Annotated in this window: 21 protein-coding genes and 1 pseudogene; 10 read left to right on the top strand and 12 right to left on the bottom strand. The window is 72.5% G+C overall.

Translation table 11 applies throughout. The features are described 5' to 3' along the window. The first annotated feature begins 254 nt into the window (after window positions 1–254). Together IF02_RS0102540 and IF02_RS0102535 are read left to right on the top strand one after the other, a co-directional pair. Complete coding sequence (locus tag IF02_RS0102540; RefSeq protein WP_030153451.1) at window positions 255–1,370, top strand: magnesium and cobalt transport protein CorA; 1,116 nt, start codon at window positions 255–257, stop codon at window positions 1,368–1,370. A 45-nt stretch (window positions 1,371–1,415) separates the two neighbouring features. Next, the gene (locus IF02_RS0102535) at window positions 1,416–1,928 is read left to right on the top strand and encodes a hypothetical protein (protein WP_030153449.1); all 513 of its coding nucleotides are present in this window, start codon (window positions 1,416–1,418) and stop codon (window positions 1,926–1,928) included. A gap of 35 nt (window positions 1,929–1,963) precedes the next feature. Here IF02_RS0102535 and IF02_RS0102530 read toward each other — a convergent pair whose 3' ends face one another. Beyond that, entirely contained in the window at window positions 1,964–2,761 is a 798-nt protein-coding gene (locus IF02_RS0102530) for a hypothetical protein (protein ID WP_234318065.1), read from the bottom strand. Window positions 2,762–2,942: 181 nt separating this feature from the next. On the opposite strand from IF02_RS0102530, the gene IF02_RS0102525 reads away from it, so the two are divergent. From IF02_RS0102525 to IF02_RS0102515, 3 genes are all read left to right on the top strand, one after another. Beyond that, window positions 2,943–4,214, top strand: coding sequence for a magnesium transporter MgtE N-terminal domain-containing protein (locus IF02_RS0102525; RefSeq protein WP_030153445.1), 1,272 nt, complete (start codon window positions 2,943–2,945; stop codon window positions 4,212–4,214). A 133-nt stretch (window positions 4,215–4,347) separates the two neighbouring features. Continuing rightward, window positions 4,348–4,899, top strand: coding sequence for a DUF1003 domain-containing protein (locus IF02_RS0102520; protein WP_030153443.1), 552 nt, complete (start codon window positions 4,348–4,350; stop codon window positions 4,897–4,899). Window positions 4,900–4,986: 87 nt separating this feature from the next. Beyond that, a complete protein-coding gene (locus tag IF02_RS0102515) occupies window positions 4,987–6,102 on the top strand; it encodes an Mrp/NBP35 family ATP-binding protein (protein ID WP_030153441.1) in 1,116 nt (371 codons plus the stop codon). 83 nt (window positions 6,103–6,185) lie between these two features. Here IF02_RS0102515 and IF02_RS0102510 read toward each other — a convergent pair whose 3' ends face one another. The 5 genes and pseudogenes from IF02_RS0102510 to sigE form a co-directional block, all read right to left on the bottom strand. Next, window positions 6,186–6,965, bottom strand: coding sequence for a hypothetical protein (locus tag IF02_RS0102510; protein ID WP_030153439.1), 780 nt, complete (start codon window positions 6,963–6,965; stop codon window positions 6,186–6,188). 151 nt (window positions 6,966–7,116) lie between these two features. Further along, complete coding sequence (locus tag IF02_RS0102505; protein ID WP_030153438.1) at window positions 7,117–7,563, bottom strand: sec-independent translocase; 447 nt, start codon at window positions 7,561–7,563, stop codon at window positions 7,117–7,119. A 106-nt stretch (window positions 7,564–7,669) separates the two neighbouring features. Beyond that, window positions 7,670–8,965, bottom strand: a complete 1,296-nt coding sequence (locus IF02_RS0102500) for a S1C family serine protease (RefSeq protein WP_030153436.1) — start codon at window positions 8,963–8,965, stop codon at window positions 7,670–7,672. A gap of 299 nt (window positions 8,966–9,264) precedes the next feature. After that, window positions 9,265–9,723, bottom strand: a pseudogene (locus IF02_RS32100) (zf-HC2 domain-containing protein); the annotation flags it as partial. Further along, a complete protein-coding gene (gene sigE / locus IF02_RS0102490; RefSeq protein WP_078621824.1) occupies window positions 9,720–10,499 on the bottom strand; it encodes an RNA polymerase sigma factor SigE in 780 nt (259 codons plus the stop codon). The pseudogene IF02_RS32100 and the gene sigE, both read right to left, overlap by 4 nt. A gap of 216 nt (window positions 10,500–10,715) precedes the next feature. On the opposite strand from sigE, the gene IF02_RS0102485 reads away from it, so the two are divergent. Then, window positions 10,716–11,378, top strand: a complete 663-nt coding sequence (locus IF02_RS0102485) for an O-methyltransferase (protein WP_030153432.1) — start codon at window positions 10,716–10,718, stop codon at window positions 11,376–11,378. 121 nt (window positions 11,379–11,499) lie between these two features. Here IF02_RS0102485 and IF02_RS33440 read toward each other — a convergent pair whose 3' ends face one another. After that, a complete protein-coding gene (locus IF02_RS33440; protein WP_003966491.1) occupies window positions 11,500–11,667 on the bottom strand; it encodes a DUF3117 domain-containing protein in 168 nt (55 codons plus the stop codon). Between the two features lie 333 nt (window positions 11,668–12,000). On the opposite strand from IF02_RS33440, the gene IF02_RS0102475 reads away from it, so the two are divergent. Continuing rightward, the gene (locus tag IF02_RS0102475; protein ID WP_030153431.1) at window positions 12,001–12,804 is read left to right on the top strand and encodes an enoyl-CoA hydratase/isomerase family protein; all 804 of its coding nucleotides are present in this window, start codon (window positions 12,001–12,003) and stop codon (window positions 12,802–12,804) included. A 70-nt stretch (window positions 12,805–12,874) separates the two neighbouring features. Here the strand turns inward: IF02_RS0102475 and IF02_RS0102470 are convergent, their stop codons facing one another. Then, window positions 12,875–13,450 (bottom strand): DNA-3-methyladenine glycosylase I, encoded by a 576-nt coding sequence (locus tag IF02_RS0102470; protein ID WP_030153430.1) that lies wholly within the window; start codon window positions 13,448–13,450, stop codon window positions 12,875–12,877. Continuing rightward, window positions 13,447–13,809 (bottom strand): DivIVA domain-containing protein, encoded by a 363-nt coding sequence (locus IF02_RS0102465; RefSeq protein ID WP_030153429.1) that lies wholly within the window; start codon window positions 13,807–13,809, stop codon window positions 13,447–13,449. The genes IF02_RS0102470 and IF02_RS0102465 overlap by 4 nt, the downstream gene beginning before the upstream one ends. Before the next feature lie 82 nt (window positions 13,810–13,891). Between IF02_RS0102465 and folP the strand changes: the two genes are divergently transcribed. After that, window positions 13,892–14,752 (top strand): dihydropteroate synthase, encoded by an 861-nt coding sequence (gene folP, locus IF02_RS0102460; RefSeq protein ID WP_030153427.1) that lies wholly within the window; start codon window positions 13,892–13,894, stop codon window positions 14,750–14,752. A gap of 355 nt (window positions 14,753–15,107) precedes the next feature. Here folP and IF02_RS0102445 read toward each other — a convergent pair whose 3' ends face one another. Continuing rightward, window positions 15,108–15,875 carry a TIGR00730 family Rossman fold protein gene (locus IF02_RS0102445; RefSeq protein ID WP_030153426.1) on the bottom strand — a complete coding sequence of 256 codons (768 nt, stop codon included), beginning with the start codon at window positions 15,873–15,875 and terminating at the stop codon, window positions 15,108–15,110. A gap of 64 nt (window positions 15,876–15,939) precedes the next feature. Further along, window positions 15,940–17,019 (bottom strand): succinyl-diaminopimelate desuccinylase, encoded by a 1,080-nt coding sequence (gene dapE / locus IF02_RS0102440; RefSeq protein WP_030153425.1) that lies wholly within the window; start codon window positions 17,017–17,019, stop codon window positions 15,940–15,942. Window positions 17,020–17,105: 86 nt separating this feature from the next. On the opposite strand from dapE, the gene IF02_RS0102435 reads away from it, so the two are divergent. Then, window positions 17,106–18,071: a hypothetical protein gene (locus IF02_RS0102435; protein ID WP_030153424.1), complete on the top strand. Its 966-nt coding sequence runs from the start codon at window positions 17,106–17,108 to the stop codon at window positions 18,069–18,071. A 238-nt stretch (window positions 18,072–18,309) separates the two neighbouring features. After that, window positions 18,310–18,774 (top strand): hypothetical protein, encoded by a 465-nt coding sequence (locus IF02_RS0102430; protein WP_030153423.1) that lies wholly within the window; start codon window positions 18,310–18,312, stop codon window positions 18,772–18,774. A 90-nt stretch (window positions 18,775–18,864) separates the two neighbouring features. Here the strand turns inward: IF02_RS0102430 and dapC are convergent, their stop codons facing one another. Continuing rightward, on the bottom strand, window positions 18,865–19,959 hold the full coding sequence (gene dapC, locus IF02_RS0102425; protein ID WP_030153422.1) for a succinyldiaminopimelate transaminase: 1,095 nt from the start codon (window positions 19,957–19,959) through the stop codon (window positions 18,865–18,867). Between the last annotated feature and the right edge of the window lie 43 nt (window positions 19,960–20,002).

The raw sequence follows: 20,002 nt of genomic DNA, 5'->3' as shown, positions 1-20,002 counted from the left end.
GCCGGAGGAGGTGGGGCTGCAATGGATCGAAGTCGATCGTGCAGTACCAACCGCTCTTCCACTTCCTGTACGGGCACCGCGGACACGTTCCCGCCCGTTTGATCATCTGATCAGTAGAAGAGCGACGGCGGAACTTTGTCCTCCCGTCCTGTTCCTTCCGTCCGCCCCGGGCCTGCCCGCCTGCCGCGGCCGTGCCACCCGGAAGGGACCTCCCACCCGTACGGTCCGCAGCCGTGCGTGCGAAGGAGCCTGCCATGTCGATGCTGCCCTACCTGCGTGCCGCCGTACGTCCGGCCCTGCGCAGGTCCACCCCGTCCCAGCCCGGCTACGACACCACCCGCGACCCGTCCGCGAGCAGCGCGGTCGTCGACTGCGCCGTGTACCGCGACGGCCGACGCGCCCTGGGATCGGCCTGTCTGACCCCGCGTGAGGCCATGGCCCGCGTCCGCGAGAGCGGCGGGTTCGCCTGGATCGGCCTGCACGAGCCGACCGAGGCCGAGTTCGCGGGGATCGCCGCGACCTTCGGGCTGCACCCGCTCGCCGTGGAGGACGCGGTGCACGCGCACCAGCGGCCGAAGCTGGAGCGCTACGACGACACGCTCTTCACCGTCTTCAAGACGATCCACTACGTGGAGCACGCCGAACTGACCGCCACCAGCGAGGTGGTGGAGACCGGCGAGGTGATGTGCTTCACCGGCCCCGACTTCGTCATCACGGTCCGGCACGGCGGCCAGGGCTCCCTGCGGTCCCTGCGCCACCGCCTCCAGGACGACCCCGAGCTGCTCGCCAAGGGCCCCTCGGCCGTCCTGCACTCCATCGCCGACCACGTCGTCGACGGGTACATCGCGGTCGCGGCTGCCGTACAGGACGACATCGACGAGGTGGAGAACGCCGTGTTCGCGGCGCCCGCCAAGGGCGGTGCGCGCGGCGGCGACGCGGGCCGCATCTACCAGCTCAAGCGCGAGGTACTGGAGTTCAAGCGGGCCGTCTCCCCGCTGCTGCGGCCGATGGAGCTGCTGAGCGAGCGTCCGATGCGGCTGGTGGACCCGGACATCCAGAAGTACTTCCGTGACGTCGCCGACCACCTGGCGCGCGTGCACGAGCAGGTCATCGGCTTCGACGAGCTGCTGAACTCGATCCTCCAGGCCAACCTCGCGCAGGCGACCGTCGCGCAGAACGAGGACATGCGCAAGATCACCTCGTGGGCGGCGATCATCGCCGTGCCGACGATGATCTGCGGGGTCTACGGGATGAACTTCGAGCACATGCCCGAGCTCCAGTGGAAGTACGGCTACCCGATGGTGATGGCCACCATCGTCGGCATCTGCTTCACCATCCACCGCGCGCTGCGCCGCCACGGCTGGCTCTAGGCCTGCCCCGAAGTCGGGTCCGGGCCACCCCCTACTCTGTTGCGCATGACTCTCAGCGCGCTCGACCTGGCCCTCGTCGAGGAGGCCACCAAGAAGTCCGGCCTGATCTGGGTCCGCGGCTCCGGGGCCGACCGGGCCCTGTGGCACGCCTGGGTCGACGGCGCGGCCCACGTGCTGGGCGACGGGCCCGGGGAGCAGCCGTTCCCGGGGCTCGCGGACGGCGCCGCCGCCGAGGTGACCGTGCGCAGCAAGGACAAGGGCGGCCGGCTGGTCGCCTGGACGGCGGCCGTACGGGAGCTCCCGCCCCGCAGCGAGGAGTGGCAGGCCGCCGTCGCCGAGCTGAAGGGGAAGCGGCTGAACGCGCCCGACTCGGAGCAGATGACGGAGCGGTGGGCGCGCGAGTGCCGGCTGCTGCGGCTGGAGCCGGTGGCGGCGAGCACGGACCTGCCCGGCGGATCGCTGGCGGCGACCCCGCTGGGCTCGCCGGCGGTCACCCGCCGGCCCGTTCCGGCCGGGCTGCCGAAGCTGCTGCTCAAGCGGAAGAAGGCGGCCCGCTAGGGCCGGTCCCCGCGCCCGCCGGTCCCCCCGTACCGCTACTTGGTCGGGTTCGAGCCCTGTCCGGAGCTCTTGCCCGGGCTCGGCGACGGGGCGGAGCCACCGCCCTGCTCCTTCGTCGTCGGCATCTGGGTGCCGTAGTCGACGGTCTGGTCCTGCCCGGGCGCCTCCAGCGGGAACGTCTTGCCCCACTCCGCGAGGTCGACCTGCCCGGCCCCGCCGGCCCGCTCCAGGCGCAGCGGGTACGGGGTCCCCTCCAGGGAGACCGACAGCTTGCCGCCCTTGCCCTTGTCGGCCGTGAGCAGGACCGCGCGGGTGTGCCCGACCTTGGTGTAGTCCTCCTCCTTGGCGAGCTTGCCGTCGAGTCCGAGCAGCCCGTCGAGCAGCACGTGCATGTCGGTGAACCCGCGGAACTGCTTGTACGTGGGGTCGCCCTGGGGCACCTTCACGTACTTGTCGCCGAGCTTGCCGGCCGAGTCGGACTTCCCCCAGAAGGCGGCGCTCGCCTTCAGGTAGAGCTGCTCGCCCACGCGCAGCACCTGGAAGGTGTCCTCCTGCGATTTCACCTCGCCGGAGCCGCCGTCCTTCCCCAGCCGCATGTCGAGCGTGAAGGACTTGCCGCCGCTGACGAGCGTGCCGGACAGGTGGACCGAGGCGGCGGCGCCGGCCGCGGCCTTCGCCTTGTCCTCGATCTGGCCGGCGGAGAGCTTGCCGACCCCGTTGGTGCCCTCGTCCGGGTCCGCGCCGCAGCCCGTGCCGGCGACGGCCAGGCCCGCGAACAGGACACCGGCGAAGGCCGCCCGGCGCAGCCGAACGGCGGGGAGGTAGGCGGTCACGGGCAGGTGCCTCTCGTCGTGCGTCTTGGAGCAGCAGGCAGCGTACCCGCCCGTAGCCACCGCACCGGGCGGGTGGTCGGCCCTACCCACGGGCGGACCGCCCCACCAGGACGCTCTCCCTGGGCACGGGCTAGCCTGAGGGGCGGCAGGACTGAGGATCGACGCTCTAGGAGGCGCTCGCATGGCTGGTGGCGCCCCGCGGATCTTCGTCTCGCATCTGTCGGGTGTGCCCGTCTTCGACCCCAACGGCGACCAGGTCGGCCGCGTCCGCGACCTCGTCGCGATGCTGCGCGTCGGCGGGCGTCCGCCGCGGCTGCTGGGCCTGGTGGTCGAGGTGGTCAGCCGGCGCCGGATCTTCCTCCCGATGACCCGGGTGACGGGCGTGGAGTCCGGCCAGGTCATCACCACCGGCGTCGTCAACATGCGGCGCTTCGAGCAGCGGCCCACCGAGCGCCTGGTCCTCGGCGAACTGCTGGACCGCCGGGTGACGCTGGGGGCCACCGGCGAGGAGGTCACCGTCCTCGACGTGGCCATCCAGCAGCTGCCGGCCCGCCGGGACTGGGAGATCGACAAGATCTTCGTGCGCAAGGGCAAGGGCGGCGCGCTGCGCCGGCGCGGCGAGACCCTGACCGTGGAGTGGTCGGCGGTGACCGGCTTCTCGCTGGAGGAGGAGGGCCAGGGCGCCGAGAACCTGGTGGCCACTTTCGAGCAGATGCGCCCGGCCGACGTGGCGAACGTCCTGCACCACCTGTCGCCGAAGCGCCGCGCCGAGGTGGCCAACGCCCTCGACGACGACCGGCTCGCGGACGTCATGGAGGAGCTGCCCGAGGACGAGCAGGTGGAGATCCTCGGCAAGCTGAAGGAGGAGCGCGCCGCCGACGTCCTGGAGGCGATGGACCCGGACGACGCGGCCGACCTGCTCTCGGAGCTCCCGGAGGACGACAAGGAGCGGCTGCTGACGCTGATGCAGCCGGACGACGCGGCCGACGTACGGCGCCTGCTGTCGTACGAGGAGAACACCGCGGGCGGTCTGATGACGACCGAGCCGATCGTGCTGCGGCCCGACGCGACGGTCGCGGACGCGCTGGCCCGCGTACGGCAGTCGGACCTGTCGCCGGCGCTGGCCGCGCAGGTGTACGTGTGCCGGCCGCCGGACGAGACGCCCACGGGCAAGTACCTGGGCACAGTGCACTTCCAGCGGCTGCTGCGGGACCCCCCGTTCACGCTGGTGAGCTCGATCGTGGACACGGACCTGCCGCCGCTGCGTCCGGACGCCTCGCTGCCCCAGGTGACGAGTTACCTCGCCGCCTACAACATGGTCGCGGTACCGGTGGTCGACGAGAGCGGCTCGCTGCTGGGCGCGGTGACCGTGGACGACGTACTGGACCACCTGCTGCCGGACGACTGGCGGGAGACGGACTTCCACGCCGAGGAGGTCTCCAGTGGGCAGTGAACGACGGGGGGAGCCGGCCCGCGAACGGCGCCGTGAGCAGATCCGCGTGCGGCGCGAGCTGGCGCGCGAGCACGCCCGTGAGTACGCGCGCGAGCAGGGGCTGACGGGCCGGGAGGAGGAGTCCGCCGAGCGGATGCGGTCCAAGGCGGCCGCTTCCTCGACCGGGTCGACCGCGCTGAGCCGCTCGCCGCGGGTGCGCCTGGACCAGCCCCGGTCGGACCGGCGGCGGGTGCTTCCGGTCTACGACCCGGAGGCGTTCGGGCGGCTGTCGGAGCGGGTGGCGCGCTTCCTCGGCACGGGCCGGTTCATCGTCTACATGACGCTGGTCATCATCGTCTGGGTGCTGTGGAACATCTTCGCGCCCACGCACCTGCGGTTCGACGAGTACCCGTTCATCTTCCTGACGCTGATGCTGTCGCTGCAGGCCTCGTACGCGGCCCCGCTGATCCTGCTCGCGCAGAACCGGCAGGACGACCGCGACCGGGTCAACCTGGAGCAGGACCGCAAGCAGAACGAGCGCTCCATCGCCGACACCGAGTACCTGACCCGGGAGATCGCGGCGCTGCGGATGGGCCTGGGCGAGGTCGCGACCCGCGACTGGATCCGGTCGGAGTTCCAGGACCTGATCAAGGAGATGGACGAGCGGCGGCTATTCCCGGCGGAGAGTGACGAAGGCGACCGCTAGCGGCCTTTCCTGAGGCGGGCTACCGAGCCGTACCATCGGGACATGGCTACCGACACAAGCTCCGCCGCCGTGCCTGAGCAGGACGCGATCCTCGACGCGCTGGCGACGGTGAACGACCCCGAGATCCACCGGCCGATCACCGAACTCGGCATGGTCAAATCGGTGGAGATCGGTGACGGCGGCGAGGTCGCGGTCACGGTCTACCTCACGGTGTCGGGCTGCCCCATGCGCGAGACGATCACCAAGAACGTCACCGAGGCCGTCGAGCGGGTCGCGGGCGTCACCTCGGTCGCGGTCACGCTGGACGTGATGAGCGACGAGCAGCGCAAGGAGCTGGCGGCGACGCTGCGCGGCGGCACCGCCGAGCGCGAGGTCCCGTTCGCCAAGCCGGGCTCGCTGACCCGCGTCTACGCGGTGGCGTCCGGCAAGGGCGGCGTCGGCAAGTCGTCGGTGACGGTGAACCTGGCCGCGGCGATGGCCGCGGACGGCCTGAAGGTCGGCGTCGTCGACGCGGACATCTACGGCCACAGCGTGCCGCGCATGCTGGGCGTGGAGGGCCGCCCGACCCAGGTCGAGAACATGATCATGCCGCCGTCGGCGAACGGCGTGAAGGTCATCTCCATCGGCATGTTCACGCCGGGCAACGCGCCGGTGGTGTGGCGTGGCCCGATGCTCCACCGGGCGCTCCAGCAGTTCCTGGCGGACGTGTTCTGGGGCGACCTGGACGTGCTGCTGCTGGACCTGCCGCCGGGTACGGGCGACATCGCGATCTCGGTGGCGCAGCTGGTGCCGAACGCGGAGATCCTGGTCGTGACCACCCCGCAGCAGGCGGCGGCCGAGGTCGCGGAGCGGGCCGGCTCGATCGCGGTGCAGACGCACCAGAAGATCGTCGGCGTCGTCGAGAACATGTCCGGGCTGCCGTGCCCGCACTGCGACGAGATGGTCGACGTGTTCGGCTCGGGCGGTGGCCAGAAGGTGGCCGACGGCCTGACGAAGACGGTCGGCGCGACGGTGCCGGTGCTCGGCTCGATCCCGATCGACGTACGGCTGCGCGAGGGCGGCGACGAGGGCAAGCCGGTCGTCCTGTCGGACCCGGACTCCCCGGCCGGTGCGGCGCTCCGCTCCATCGCGGGCAAGCTGGGCGGCCGCGCCCGCGGCCTGGCCGGCATGTCCCTGGGCATCACCCCGCGCAACAAGTTCTGAGCGTTCCGAACGAGGAGGGCACCGCCGGCCGGCGGTGCCCTTTCCCGTAACCCGGAGTGCGCGGCGTACCCGGCGTACCCGGGCTACTCGTACGACGCGATGTCGCCGATCACCGAGAAGCCCAGTCCGTACGCGCTCATCCCCCGCCCGTACGCACCCACGTGGACGCCGGCCGCCGTCGACCCGGCCAGGACCCAGCCGAACTCCGACTCGCGGTAGTGGAACGGCGTCGGCTCCCCGTCGACCGGGAGCGAGAGCGTCGACCAGTCCGGCCCCGCGAGGTCGTCGGCGAGCTCCCACGCGGCCTCGGTCTGCTGGTCGAGCCAGTCGTCGCGCAGGGTGTGGTCCATCTGCCCCGGCCAGCTGTACGCCAGCAGCCCCGAGCCGGCCAGCCAGGCCGCCGAGGAGACCGAGGTGGCCTCCAGGACGCCGGTGCCGTCGCTGCTGCGGCGCAGCGGGTTGCTCGCGACGGTGACGACCACCGCGAAGCGCTCCTTCTCGCCGGTCGCGAGCTCTCCGCGCGCGGAGGGCTCGTCTCCGTGGCCGGTGGAACCGTGCTCGACGGTGCCGTCGGCCCCGGTGCCCACCTGCATGAGCCAGCGCGGGCCGGTGAAGGCCCCGTCCAGCCCGTACCAGGGGAAATCTGCCCGCAGGTACCCCTCCGCCGTCCGGCGGGCCGCCGGGACGGGCGCGGCGGCCTCCTGGGGCTGCGCGGGCGCCGGCTGCGCGGGTGCGGCGGTCTCGGCCGGCGCGGGCTGCGCCTGCGCGGCTGGTGCGGGCTGCGACTGCGCGGCTGGTGCGGCGGCGGGAGCGGGCGCCTCGGCGGGCTGCACCCCTACCCGGCTACTGCTCGTCGTCTCCATCGATGCGGCCTCTCGTTCCGTGGGGTCCGGAACGCGCCCTCCCCCACGTGTCGTCGGGGGGACCCCCACCCTGGGGCGTCCTGGGTCCGGACTCATGGAGGATAGCCACCGGACCCCGAATCGCCCGGAAGGCTCGAAACCAGGGGGTGTCTCAGGTGGCGTCGGCGTCGTACGGAGTGCGCTGCTCGGCGGCCGGGGCGGAGGGCTTCTTCAGCAGGTCCGGGCCGGTGGCGGCGGGCGCGGCGGAGGTGCCCGCGGCGGCCGGGGCCGGCTCCGCCTCGCGGCTGTTCACGGCGTCGGTGACGTCGTTCAGCTCCTTGCGGAGATCGAAGGTGCTGCGGATCTCCTTCAGGTCCTCGTTCTCGCTCAGCTGCTTGCGCAGGAACGTCTTCGGGTTCAGGTCCTCGAATTCGAAGTCCTTGAACTCGGGGCCGAGTTCGGACCGGATGTCCTGCTTCGCGCTGTCGGAGAACGCGCGGATCTTCCGGATGACACCGGTGACGTCCTGGATCACCTTCGGCAGCTTGTCCGGGCCGAAGATGAGGATGGCGAGCACCACGATCGTGACCAGCTCGAGTGCGCCTATGTCGTTGAACACCTTGCCGCTCCTCGGCTCTTTTCACTTCGGGCCACGACACACGGTACCCGGCCTCGTCGGCGGGCCCATACATCGGTGGCGCATCAGCCCCGGATTCTCCATCTGGTCATGATCCGTTCGCCGAACCGAGGACCAGCTCCAGGGTGCGCTCGCGGCCGTCGCGCAGCACGGTCAGGGTGAGCGGATCGCCGGGGCGGTGGGCGCGGATCTTGATGACGAGCTCGTCGCCGCCGTGCACGCGCACGCCGTCCACCTTGGTGATCACGTCGCCGCCCTGGATCCCGGCCCGGGCCCCGGGGCCGTCGGGGGTGACGGCGGGCTTGCCGCCCTCGCCCTTGGTGCCGACGCGGGCCCCGTCGCCGGTGTACTCCATGTCGAGGGTGACGCCGATGACGGGGTGGGTGGCGCGGCCGGTGCGGATCAGCTCCTCGGCGACGCGCTTGCCCTGGTTGACCGGGATGGCGAAGCCGAGCCCGATGCTGCCGCTCTGCTTTTCGGATTCGCCCTTGTCGGCTCCCCGGATGGCGCTGTTGATGCCGATCACGCGGGCCTTGGCGTCGAGGAGCGGGCCCCCGGAGTTGCCGGGGTTGATGGGGGCGTCGGTCTGGAGGGCGTCGACGTAGCTGATGTCGCTGCCGTCGCCCTTGTCGCCGCCGGCGGTGATGGGCCGGCCGGTGGCGCTGATGATGCCGGCGGTGACGGTGTTGGAGAGGTCGAAGGGCGCGCCGATGGCCACGACCGGGTCGCCGACCTTCACGTTCTCGGAGTTCCCGAGGGAGAGCGGCTGCAGGCCCCGTACGCCGTCGACCTTGACCACGGCCAGGTCGTAGCCGCTGTCGCGGCCGACCAGCGCGGCGGTGACGCTCTCGCCGGTGCTGAAGGTGACCGTTATGTCCTTGGCGTCGGAGACGACGTGGTTGTTGGTCAGGATGTGCCCCTGCCCGTCGAGGACGAACCCGGTTCCGGTACCGCTGCCGGTGCTGCCGCGTACGTGGAGGGTGACGACGCCGGGCAGCGCGGTGGCGGCGATGCCGGCCACGCTCTCGGGGGCGCGGCCCTTGTTCTCGACGGCGGCCTGGGGCAGTTCGAGGCGCGTGCTGCTCTGGCGCTCGGCGAGTACGCCGAGCCACCCGCCGATGCCCCCGGCGAGCAGGGCGATGCCGAGGCCGAGCGCGAGGGCGTGCCGCATCCGTACCACGTGGCCGCCGCCGGCCGCCTTGCCCTGGTCCACCACCTGCAGCGGCTGCTCGCCCCAGGGGTCGTACCGCGGCCCCGCCGCGGCGTCGGAGGCCTGCGGCACGGCCTCGGCCACGGGGCCCGAAGCCGCCTCCGGTTCCGCCTGCGGGGCGGCGGGGCGGCTCCACCACGTCGGGGCCGTGTCGGACTGCTGCTGATCGGCCATGGGCGCTCCCCCGAGGTACCTGTGGCACCGCCGGGCGGCGCATCTGCCGCAGATTCAACCAGGTCCACCGCCCACCGGGGGCTCCACCCCCGGTGGGCGGCCCCTCAGCGGGTGAGAGAGACCGGGCGGGGAGAGATCGAGGGATGCACCGGAGGGAGGGGAGCCGTGGGGCGCGGGCCCGCCACGAAACCGGGGCCGGGGCCGGGGCCTGGGCCTGGGCCTGGGCCGGGAGCGCGGTCGCGGACCACCGCATCCGTCACCGACACCGCCGGGCCCGGACGCGATGCGGGGGCCTCGCCCCGTACGGTCGGATCCAGCGAGTCGATCGGCAGCGAGCCGCCCAGCGCGATCGCGGCCAGCGAGACCGCCCCGGCCGCCACGAACGCGAAGCGGCGGCGCGGCCGCCCCACCTCGTGGATGCGGAAACCCTGCTGCGGCGCGGCCGGAGCCACGTACCCGAAGAGGTCCGCGCCGGGCGGACCCAGCGGACCGGAAGAGGGACCCGGCGGCCCGTCGGGACCACCGCCCGGCAGCCCCTGCAACCGGGCCAACAGCCCGGCCGACAGCGGCGGCGGCGCGCTCTCGACGAACAGGCTCTTCAGGCGGCGCTGCGCATCGGCCTCGGCCTTGCACTTGGCACACGTGGCCAGATGGGCCAGGACCCGCTCGCGCGCGTCATGGCCCAGTTCCCCGTCGACCAGGGCGGCCAGCCGGTCACCCAGGTGCTGCTCGGCAGGAGAGGGACTGACTCCGCTCACTCGGTTCCGCCCTCTCCCCCGGCGCCCGGCGCGCCCACCGCCACTCCCGCCAGCGCCCGCTGCTCGGCCCGGGCCTCGGGGGACCGGTGCTTGAGCGCCTTGCGCAGGTGCGACCGGCCCCGGTGGATACGGCTGCGCACGGTGCCGAGCTTCACGCCCAGCGTCGCGGCGATCTCCTCGTACGACAGGCCCTCGATGTCACACAGCACCACGGCCGCGCGGAACTCGGGCGCGAGGGTGTCCAGCGCCTGCTGCACGTCCGCGTCGAAGTGGGTGTCGTGCAGGACCTGCTGCGGGGACGGCTCGCGGCTCGGCAGCCGCTCGGCGGCGTCGTCGGCGAGCGCGTCGAAGCGGATCCGCTGCTTGCGGCGGACCATGTCGAGGAACAGGTTGGTGGTGATCCGGTGCAGCCAGCCCTCGAAGGTGCCCGGCGTGTACGTGGACAGCGAGCGGAAGACGCGGACGAAGACCTCCTGCGTCAGGTCCTCGGCGTCGTGCTGGTTGCCCGTCAGACGGTAGGCAAGGCGGTAGACCCGCGCACTGTGCGTGCTGACGATCTCCTCCCATGAAGGAGGGGTCCACGCCTGGGTGCCCGCATCGGCGGCAAAGGTCGCGGTGGTTGCGGTGGCAGCGGTGTGGAAGCGGTCAGCAATGTCGGTCACGGATTTCGGCTCACCCGCCGACCAGAAGAGGCGTCTGAATACGCCTCCACGATCCACAGGCGCAGCCGCACCTCCCCTATCGGCTCTGGTGGTGTCCAGTGGAGTCCCTACCATAGCCACCCCTCCCGTCAGCTCCGGATAAGCGTTTTTGCAGTAACTTTGCACGTGCCTGCGACTGGCCGGGCCGTCGATCTGCCCGCTGCCGCCCCATCTATCCCGGCTGCGCCCGGCCCATACGCCCCTTTTCGCCTCGCTGGTTCAGTCCGCCGCTGTTTTCTCCAACGCCCGGTCCCATCTGCGGGTTCCCGACGTCAGCGGATACAGTCACCGTTGCGCCAACTATGGGGACAGGAGAGGGTCATTACCGGCAACCGGCAGACGAGCTGGGCGTTCGCCGACGCGTTTGTCGCCGAGGACGACGCTCTGCGGTGGGCCCGCGACCGGGCCAGGGAAGCGGGCCTTCGCTCCGTCTCCCCGGGCACCGGGGCCGCGCTGCGCCTGCTCGCCGCCACCGCGGACGCCAAGGCGGTGGCCGAGATCGGCACCGGCACCGGCGTCTCCGGCATCCACCTCCTCCACGGCATGCGCCCCGACGGGGTGCTGACCACCGTGGATCCCGAGGCCGACCGGCAGGCCTTCGCCCGCCAGGCCTTCCGCGCCGCCGGCTTCGCGGGCAACCGCGCCCGGTTCATCCCCGGCCGCGCGCTCGACGTACTCCCCCGGCTCGCCGACGGCGGGTACGACCTCGTCTTCTGCGACGGGGACCCCTCCGAGTCCCTCGACTACCTCGCCGAATCGTTGCGCCTGCTGCGCCCCGGCGGGCTGGTGTGCTTCGAGGGGGTCTTCTCGGACGGCCGCACCGTCGACGGGGCGGCCCAGCAGACCGAGGTGCTGCGCGTACGGGAGCTGCTGCGCAGCGTCCGCGAGAGCCCGGCGCTGGAGGCCGCCCTGCTCCCGGTCGGCGACGGCCTGCTGTGCGCGGTCCGGCGCTGAGCGCCCGTACGGCCCGGCGGGACCCGGACCCGGACATGACACAACACCGCCCCGACCGCGGGAAGCGGCCGGGGCGGCGCAGAGAATACTGGTGCTGCGGTGTTGCGGTGCTGCCGACGGGTTAGCCGACGACCTTCTTCAGGGCGTCACCCAGGGCGTCCGCCTCGTCCGGAGTCAGCTCGACGACAAGCCGACCGCCGCCCTCGAGCGGTACGCGCATGACGATGCCCCGCCCCTCCTTGGTGACCTCGAGCGGGCCGTCGCCCGTCCGCGGCTTCATGGCCGCCATGCTCGTTCCCCTTCCTGAAACCAGCTCATCGTCAGCCGACGGCCCCATTCAGGCGCCTGGAACCCGGCATCGAACACATTGCTTCTTGGCCATTATCCCGCATGTCAGGACCCGATGACCAACATCGGCAGGGAACGCTTGCGCAACGCGCTCGGCCAAAACCACTCATTTCGGGGACGTGCCTGCGATACTGCGCCGTCGCACCCGGCGTCGGCCCTCCGCTTTCTTTGACGCACATCACATGCCCCGGAGCGGTCCGGTCCGCCATGCTGGCCCTTGCACCGGCCGGTACCGGCCGGTAGCCAAGCCCGCGACGAAGGGGGACCCCCTGCCATGGCCGACAGCGTGCTCTACGAAGTGACCGACGGACTCGCGAAGATCACGATCAACCGTCCCGACGCCATGAACGCGATGAACACCGAGGCCAAGGTCGCGCTGCGCGACGCGGTCCAGGCGGCGGCCGCCGATCCGGCCGTCCGGGCGGTGCTGCTGACGGCGGCCGGCAACCGGGCGTTCTGCGTCGGCCAGGACCTCAAGGAGCACATCGGGAACCTGGCGGCGGACCGCGAGACCGGTTCCTCGCTGACCATGAACACGGTCGCGGAGCACTACAACCCGATCGTGCGCGCCCTGACCGAGATGCCCAAGCCGGTGGTGGCGGGCGTCAACGGCGTGGCGGCCGGGGCGGGCTTCGGCTTCGCACTGGCGGCGGATTTCCGGGTCGTCGCCGACACGGCCTCCTTCAACACCTCCTTCGCGGGGGTGGCGCTGACCGCCGACTCGGGCGTCTCCTGGACCCTCCCCCGCCTGATCGGCGCCTCCCGCGCATCCGACCTGCTGCTCTTCCCCCGCTCCGTGAAGGCGCAGGAGGCGTACGAGCTCGGCATCGTGAACCGCCTGGTCCCCTCGGACTCCCTGCACGCGGAGGCCGAGGCGGTGGCCCGCACCCTGGCGGCCGGCCCGACGGTGGCCTACGCGGCCCTCAAGGAGTCCCTCGCCTACGGGGCCTCCCGCTCGCTGGCCGAGGCGCTGGCCCACGAGGACACCCTGCAGGCCCGCGCGGGCGCCTCCGAGGACCACTCGATCGCCGTCCAGGCCTTCCTCGCGAAGCAGCCGCCGAAGTACCTGGGCCGCTGAACCCGGGCCGCTGAACCCGGCAGCCGGGTCCGGCGCCCCGTTTCGCCGCCTGCCCCCGCCCTCCTCCGCCTCAGGCGGGGGTACGGGCGGCGCAGGCGGCCAGGTGGTCGTTGACCAGGCCGCAGGCCTGCATCAGCGCATAGGCGGTCGTGGGCCCGACGAACCGGATCCCCGCCTTCTTCAGCGCCTTGGACAGGGCCGTGGACTCGGGCGTCACCGCCGGCACCTCGGAGATCGTCGCCGGGGCCGGGCGGCCCGGCTCCGGCGCGTACGACCAGATCAGCTCGTCCAGTTCGCCCGGCTCCCACTCGGCCAGCACCTTCGCGTTGGCGAGCGTGGCCTCGATCTTGGCCCGGTTGCGGATGATCCCCTCGTCGGCGAGCAGCCGCTCCGCGTCGGCCGGCCCGAAGGCGGCGACCTCGGCGATCACGAACCCCGAGAAGGCCGTACGGAAGCCCTCCCTCCGGCGCAGGATCGTCAGCCAGGACAGCCCCGACTGGAAGGCCTCCAGGCACAGCCGCTCGTACAGGGCGTCGTCCCCGTGCACCGCGCGCCCCCACTCCGTGTCGTGGTACGCGATGTACTCCTCGGTGGCCAGCGCCCAGGGGCAGCGCAGGCCGCCGTCCGGACCCGCGACCGCCGTCACCGCCCCTCCTGGTGGGCGTCCTTGTGCAGGTCGACCGCGCTGCCCGGCGCCTGCGCGCCGCGGCCCTGCGCGGCCGCGGCGGTCAGCTCCGCGATCCGCGCGTCCCGCTCGGCGAGCTCCGCCGCGAGCCGCTCCAGTACGTCGTCCACCTCGGCCATCCGGTACCCGCGCGGCGCGACCGGCAGGCGCAGGGCGTCGATGTCGCCCCGTACGACCGGGCGGCTCTCCGGCAGCGCGTCGGCCACCCGGTCCGGCTCCGCCTCCGGCAGCACCGCCTCGGAACCACCGCCCACCACGGCCAGGGTGACCGCCGCGACGACCACGACCAGCGCGATCAGCAAGAACCAGAACACGAGCAACTCCCTGAGAGACATCGGGCCACCGGCCACCAGGTTAAGGTCGCAGCGAGGCGCGAGGGCCGCCGGAGGAGGAAAGAACGGGATGCTGCGACTGGGCAGGCGCGAGTTCGACACCCACGAGCCGGTGATCATGGCCATCGTGAACCGGACTCCGGACTCCTTCTACGACCAGGGTGCGACGTTCCGCGACGAGCCCGCGCTGGACCGGGTCGAGCAGGCCGTCGCCGAGGGCGCCGCGATCATCGACATCGGCGGGGTCAAGGCGGGTCCGGGCGAGCACGTGGACGCGGCCGAGGAGGCCCGGCGCACGGTGGGCTTCGTGGCCGAGGTGCGGCGCCGCCACCCGGACGTGGTGATCAGCGTCGACACCTGGCGGCACGAGGTCGGCGAGGCCGTGTGCGAAGCCGGGGCCGACGTTCTGAACGACGCCTGGGGCGGGGTGGACCCGAAGCTGGCCGAGGTCGCGGCCCGCCACGGCGCCGGCCTGGTCTGCACCCACGCGGGCGGGGTCGAGCCGCGCACCCGGCCGCACCGGATCACGTACGAGGACGTGATGGAGGACATCCTGCGGGTCACGGTCGGGCTCGCGGAGCGCGCGGCCGCGCTCGGCGTCCGGCGCGACGCGATCATGATCGACCCGGGCCACGACTTCGGGAAGAACACCCGCCACTCGCTGGAGGCCACGCGCCGGCTGGGCGAGATGGCGGACACCGGCTGGCCGGTGCTGGTCTCCCTGTCCAACAAGGACTTCGTCGGCGAGACCCTCGACAAGCCGGTCAAGGAGCGCCTGCTGGGCACCCTGGCCACGACGGCCGTCTCGGCCTGGCTCGGCGCCCAGGTCTACCGGGTCCACGAGGTCGCGGAAACCAAGCAGATCCTGGACATGGTGGCCTCGATCCGGGGCCACCGGCCCCCCGCGGTGGCGCGCCGGGGACTGGCCTGAGCCACACGGCCCGACGGCCGGAGGCCGGCGCAGCCGCACGAAGCCGGTGAGGCGCCCCGGCGCCGAACCGCGCGAGAGCGGCGTGAAGAAACGGCTCCTGGACATGGTGGCCTCGATCCGGGGCCACCGGCCGCCCGCGGTGGCGCGCCGGGGACTGGCCTGAGCCACACGGCCCGACGGCCGGAGGCCGGCGCAGCCACTCGAAGCCGGTGAGGCGCCCCGGCGCCGAACCGCGCGAGAGCGGCGTGAAGAAACGGCTCCTGGACATGGTGGCCTCGATCCGGGGCCACCGGCCCCCGGCGGTGGCCCGCCGGGGGCTCGCGTAGCGGCGGGGCGGCCGTCGCGGCGGTGGCGGCTACTTGCCGACTTCCTTCGTCACCAGCGCGATCGCCTCGTCCACGTCGTCCGTGACGTGGAAGAGGTAGAGGTCGCGCTCCGAGGCCTTGCCCTGCGCGATCACGGTGTTCTTCAGCCAGTCGACCAGGCCCGACCAGTACTGCGACCCGAACAGCACGATCGGGAACCGGGTGATCTTCTGGGTCTGGACCAGGGTCAGGGCCTCGAACAGCTCGTCCAGCGTGCCGAGTCCGCCCGGCAGGACCACGAAGCCCTGGCTGTACTTCACGAACATCGTCTTGCGGACGAAGAAGTACCGGAAGTTCAGCCCGAGGTCCACGTGCTGGTTGAGCCCCTGCTCGAAGGGGAGCTCGATGCCCAGGCCCACGGAGATCCCGTTGGCCTCCCGGGCGCCCTTGTTGGCCGCCTCCATCGCGCCCGGGCCGCCGCCCGTGATCACCGCGAAGCCGGCCTCGACGAGCGCGCTGCCGATCTGCACGCCGGCCTCGTACTCCGGCGAGCCGGCGGGCGTACGGGCCGAGCCGAACACGCTGATCGCCGGCGGCAGCTCGGCCAGCGTGCCGAAGCCTTCGATGAACTCCGACTGGATGCGCAGGACCCGCCAGGGATCGGTGTGCACCCACTCGGAAGGCCCGGCGGAATCCAGCAGCCGCTGGTCCGTCGTACTGCCCGCCTGCACCTGGCTCCTCCTGCGCAGCACCGGCCCGAGCTGCTGCTCCTCGGGCCGGCGACGAGCGTCCCCGTCGGAAGTGCGGTGGTTGCCCATGATGTGCTCCCTCCTGCTGATCGTTGGATCAGCCTAGGCGCACAAAGGTGACGAGAAGCGGAATTCAGGAGGTCAGCCAGGCGCGGAGTCGTTCCTCGCAGTGGAGGATCGCCTTCGTCTCCACGCGCTCGTCGACCTTGTGGGCCAGCAGGGCGTCGCCCGGGCCGTAGTTGACCGCCGGAACGCCGAGGGCGCTGAAGCGGGAGACGTCCGTCCAGCCGAACTTCGGCATGGCGCGGCCGCCGACCGCCTCCATGAACGCGGCCGCGGCGGGGTGGGAGAGGCCGGGGAGGGCGCCGCCCGAGAAGTCGTCGATGACGAACTCGTCGACGCCGCAGTCCGCGAAGACCTCCCGTACGTGGGCGATCGCCTCGTCCATGCTGCGGTCAGGGGCGAATCGGAAGTTGACCGTCACCGTGCACGCGTCGGGGATGACGTTGTTGGCGACGCCGCCCTCGATCCGGACCGCGTTCAGGCCCTCGTGGTACTCCAGGCCGTCGATCACCGGCTTGCGGGGCTCGTACGCCGCGAGTTTGGCGAGAATCGGGGCCGCCGCGTGGATGGCGTTGGAGCCCATCCAGCTGCGCGCGGAGTGGGCGCGCTCGCCGGACGTGCGGAGCAGGACGCGCAGGGTGCCCTGGCAGCCGCCCTCGACCTCGGCGTTCGACGGCTCCAGCAGGACCGCGAAGTCGCCGGTCAGCCAGTCGGGGTGGGCCTCGGCGACCTTGCCCAGGCCGTTGAGGTCGGCGGCGACCTCCTCCTGGTCGTAGAAGACGAAGGTGAGATCGCGGTTGGGAGCGGGCACGGTCGCGGCGATGCGCAGCTGTACGGCGACGCCGGATTTCATGTCGGTCGTTCCGCAACCCCACAGGACGTCGTTCTCGTCCAGGCGGGACGGGACGTTGCCGGCGATCGGCACGGTGTCGAGGTGGCCGGCGAGGACGACGCGCTCGGCCCTGCCGAGGTTCGTACGGGCCACGACGTTGTTGCCGTACCGGTCGACCGTGAGGTGCGGCAGGGCGCGCAGCGCGTGCTCCACCAGGTCGGCGAGGACCTTTTCGTCGCCGCTCACGGACGGGATGTCGACGAGCCGGGCGGTCAGCTCGGCGGCGTCCAGGGTGAGGTCCAGCTCGGATTCGGACATGGCTCTGACCCTAATGCCCAGGACTGCGGCGAAGCTCTCACGTCCGGCCGGTGGACGCGTCGCATGGCTCAAGTACGGTGGGCGCCGTGACCCGGAACGATCCCTCCCGTCCTCGTCGCCGACGTCGGCCGCTGCTCACGTGCGCCGGTGTGTTGGTGCTGCTCGCGCTGATCGGCTACTTCGCCGTGCAGTACAACACCACGAACGGCGGTGGCGGCGCGCCGCACTGTACGGCCAGCGTGCGGACGAGTCCGACCGGCGTCGACATGACCCCGGAACAGGCGGGCAACGCGGCGACCATAGCGGCGGTCGGCGTCGCCAAGGGCCTGCCGGACCGGGCGGTGACCATCGCGCTGGCGACCGCGATGCAGGAGTCGGGGCTGCGCAACCTCCCCCACGGCGACCGGGATTCGCTGGGCCTGTTCCAGCAGCGGACCTCGATGGGCTGGGGCACCGAGGCGCAGATCATGGACCCGGTGTACTCGGCCGGGAAGTTCTACGACCACCTCGTCGAGGTCAAGGGGTACGCGCAGCTCCCGTTGACGGAGGCCGCGCAGGAGGTGCAGCGCAGCGGCTACCCCGAGGCGTACGCGAAGCACGAGTCGGAAGCGGTCGTGATCGCGGCGGCGTTCGCCGGGGACGGCGAGCTGACCTGTGGCGGACCCGCGCCGACCGCGCCGGGCGACCCGGAGAAGGTGCGCACGGAGCTCACCCGGATCTTCGCCAAGGCCAAGATGCACAACGCTCCGGCGGAGCCGCGCCGTACGCAGGACGCGGCCGGGAAGGTCAAGGAGGCCGAGGTGACGTTCGTCGAGAAGAAGGACGGCGGGGCCTCCGCGGCGCGCGGCAGCAAGGTGATGGCGGGCTGGGCGGTGGCCAACTCGCGCGGGATGGGGGTCGTCCGGGTCTCGTACGGCCCGGCGAGCTGGGTGGCGGGCCAGGCGAAGGGCGAGTGGCAGCAGCTGGGCCCCGCCGGCCCGCAGGGCAAGACCGGGGCCGTCGATCCCCACCGCGCGGAGGACGGCTCGGTACGGATCTTCGTGGCCCAGTGACGGGCTGCCGCCGCCGTGGGCTCGCCTGTACGAGGCGTCCCCCGTGCGGGGGTGACCGGGCAGCGGCCCGATCCGCCTCCTGGAGGACGGAACCGCTGGTCGGCGCGCATCCGATGAGGTTGTAGCGCAGGCCGATTAAACGATGCGTTACTGATCCTTTACCCGATGTCTCCGCAACTCCACCCGCCCCCCGAGCGGTTGTACACGGCGTACTCAGCCGCTACCGCTTAGGAGCATCATGTCCCTCCCCCTGACCCGCCGGATCGCCCGTACCGCGCTGCTGCTCGCAGCCGGGGCAGCTCCCGTGGTCGGTGCGGCCGGCGCGGCCAGCGCCGCGGACCTGGGGTCCGTGCCGCAGCTGGGCGCGCTCACCAGCCCCGACGCCTCGGACGCCACCGGCGCCGCGGGCGACGTGGTCGGCACCGGTGAGGCCGCTGCCACCACCGCGACGGACACCGCCGCCAAGGCCGTACCCGGCGCCCCCGCGGAGATCACCGACACCGCGACCGGCCTGCTCGGCGGGGTGCCGGCCAAGGGCCTGCCGACCGACGCGCTGCCGACCAAGGGCCTGCCCACCGACGCCCTGCCGACCAAGGGCCTGCCCACCGACGCGCTGCCGACCGACGCCGTCCAGACCGGCACCCTGACCGGCGCGCTCCCCACCCAGGGGCTGCCGCTGGGCGGCCTCCCGCTGGGCGGCTGACCCGCCGCACGCAGGAACACCGAGGGGCCGGGAGCACGAGCTCCCGGCCCCTCGGGCCGTCTGCGGACCTCGGCCGCGCCGACGGCCGGGTCAGGCGAGGCGCTTGACCGCCGCTTCGACGCGCTCGTCCGTCGCCGTGAAGGCGACGCGGACGAACTCCGCGCCCGCCGCACCGTAGAAATCGCCCGGCGCGACCAGGATGCCCAGCCCGGCGAGGTGGGCGACCGTGTCCCAGCAGGGCTCGTCCCGGGTCACCCACAGGTACAGGCTGGCCTCGCTGTGCTCGACCCGGAAGCCGTGCGCCTCCAGGGCCGCCCGCAGCGCCTCGCGCCGCGCCGCGTAGCGCCCGCGCTGCTCCGCGACGTGCGCGTCGTCGCCGAGCGCGGCGACCGTGGCCGCCTGCACCGGCGCCGGGGTCATCATGCCGCCGTGCTTGCGGATCTCCAGCAGCTCGCCGAGCACCTCGGCGTCACCGGCGATGAACGCGGCCCGGTAGCCCGCCAGGTTGGAGCGCTTCGAGAGCGAGTGGACGGCGACGATGCCCTCGTACGATCCGCCGCAGACGTCGTCGTGCAGGACGGAGACGGGCTCGGCCTCCCAGCCCAGCTCCAGGTAGCACTCGTCGCTGAAGAGCAGGATCCCGTGCTCGCGCGCCCAGGTCACGATCCGGACCAGGTCTTCCTTCGGGATGACCTTTCCGGTGGGGTTGGACGGGGAGTTGAGCCACAGCAGCTTCACACCGGCCGGGTCGAGGTCCCAGGGGTCGTCGTAGACGACCGCCTCCGCGCCGCACAGCCGCGCGCCGACCTCGTACGTGGGGTACGCGAGCCGGGGGTACGCCACCTTGTCCCCGGCCCCCAGACCCAGCTGGGTCGGCAGCCAGGCCACCAGCTCCTTGGAGCCGACGACCGGCAGGACGTTGCGGTGCCCGGCGGCGCTCGCGCCGAGGCGGCCCTTCAGCCAGCCGGTGATCGCGTCGCGCAGCGCGACGGTGCCCCACACCGTGGGGTAGCCCGGAGAGTCGGCGGCCGCGACGAGGGCGTCCTGGACCAGCTGCGGGACCGGGTCCACGGGCGTGCCCACGGACAGGTCCACGATGCCGTCCGGGTGGGCCGCCGCCGTCTTCTTGTACGGCTCCAGCTTGTCCCAGGGGAAGGCGGGAAGACGTGCGGATACTGCGGCCACGGTGTTCTCTGCTCTCTACTGGTGCTGGACGTACTGGCTGTGC

This window comes from Streptomyces sp. NRRL S-244 (assembly GCF_000717915.1).
Lineage (GTDB): Bacteria > Actinomycetota > Actinomycetes > Streptomycetales > Streptomycetaceae > Streptomyces.
This window is presented reverse-complemented; position numbering and strand designations above follow the sequence as displayed.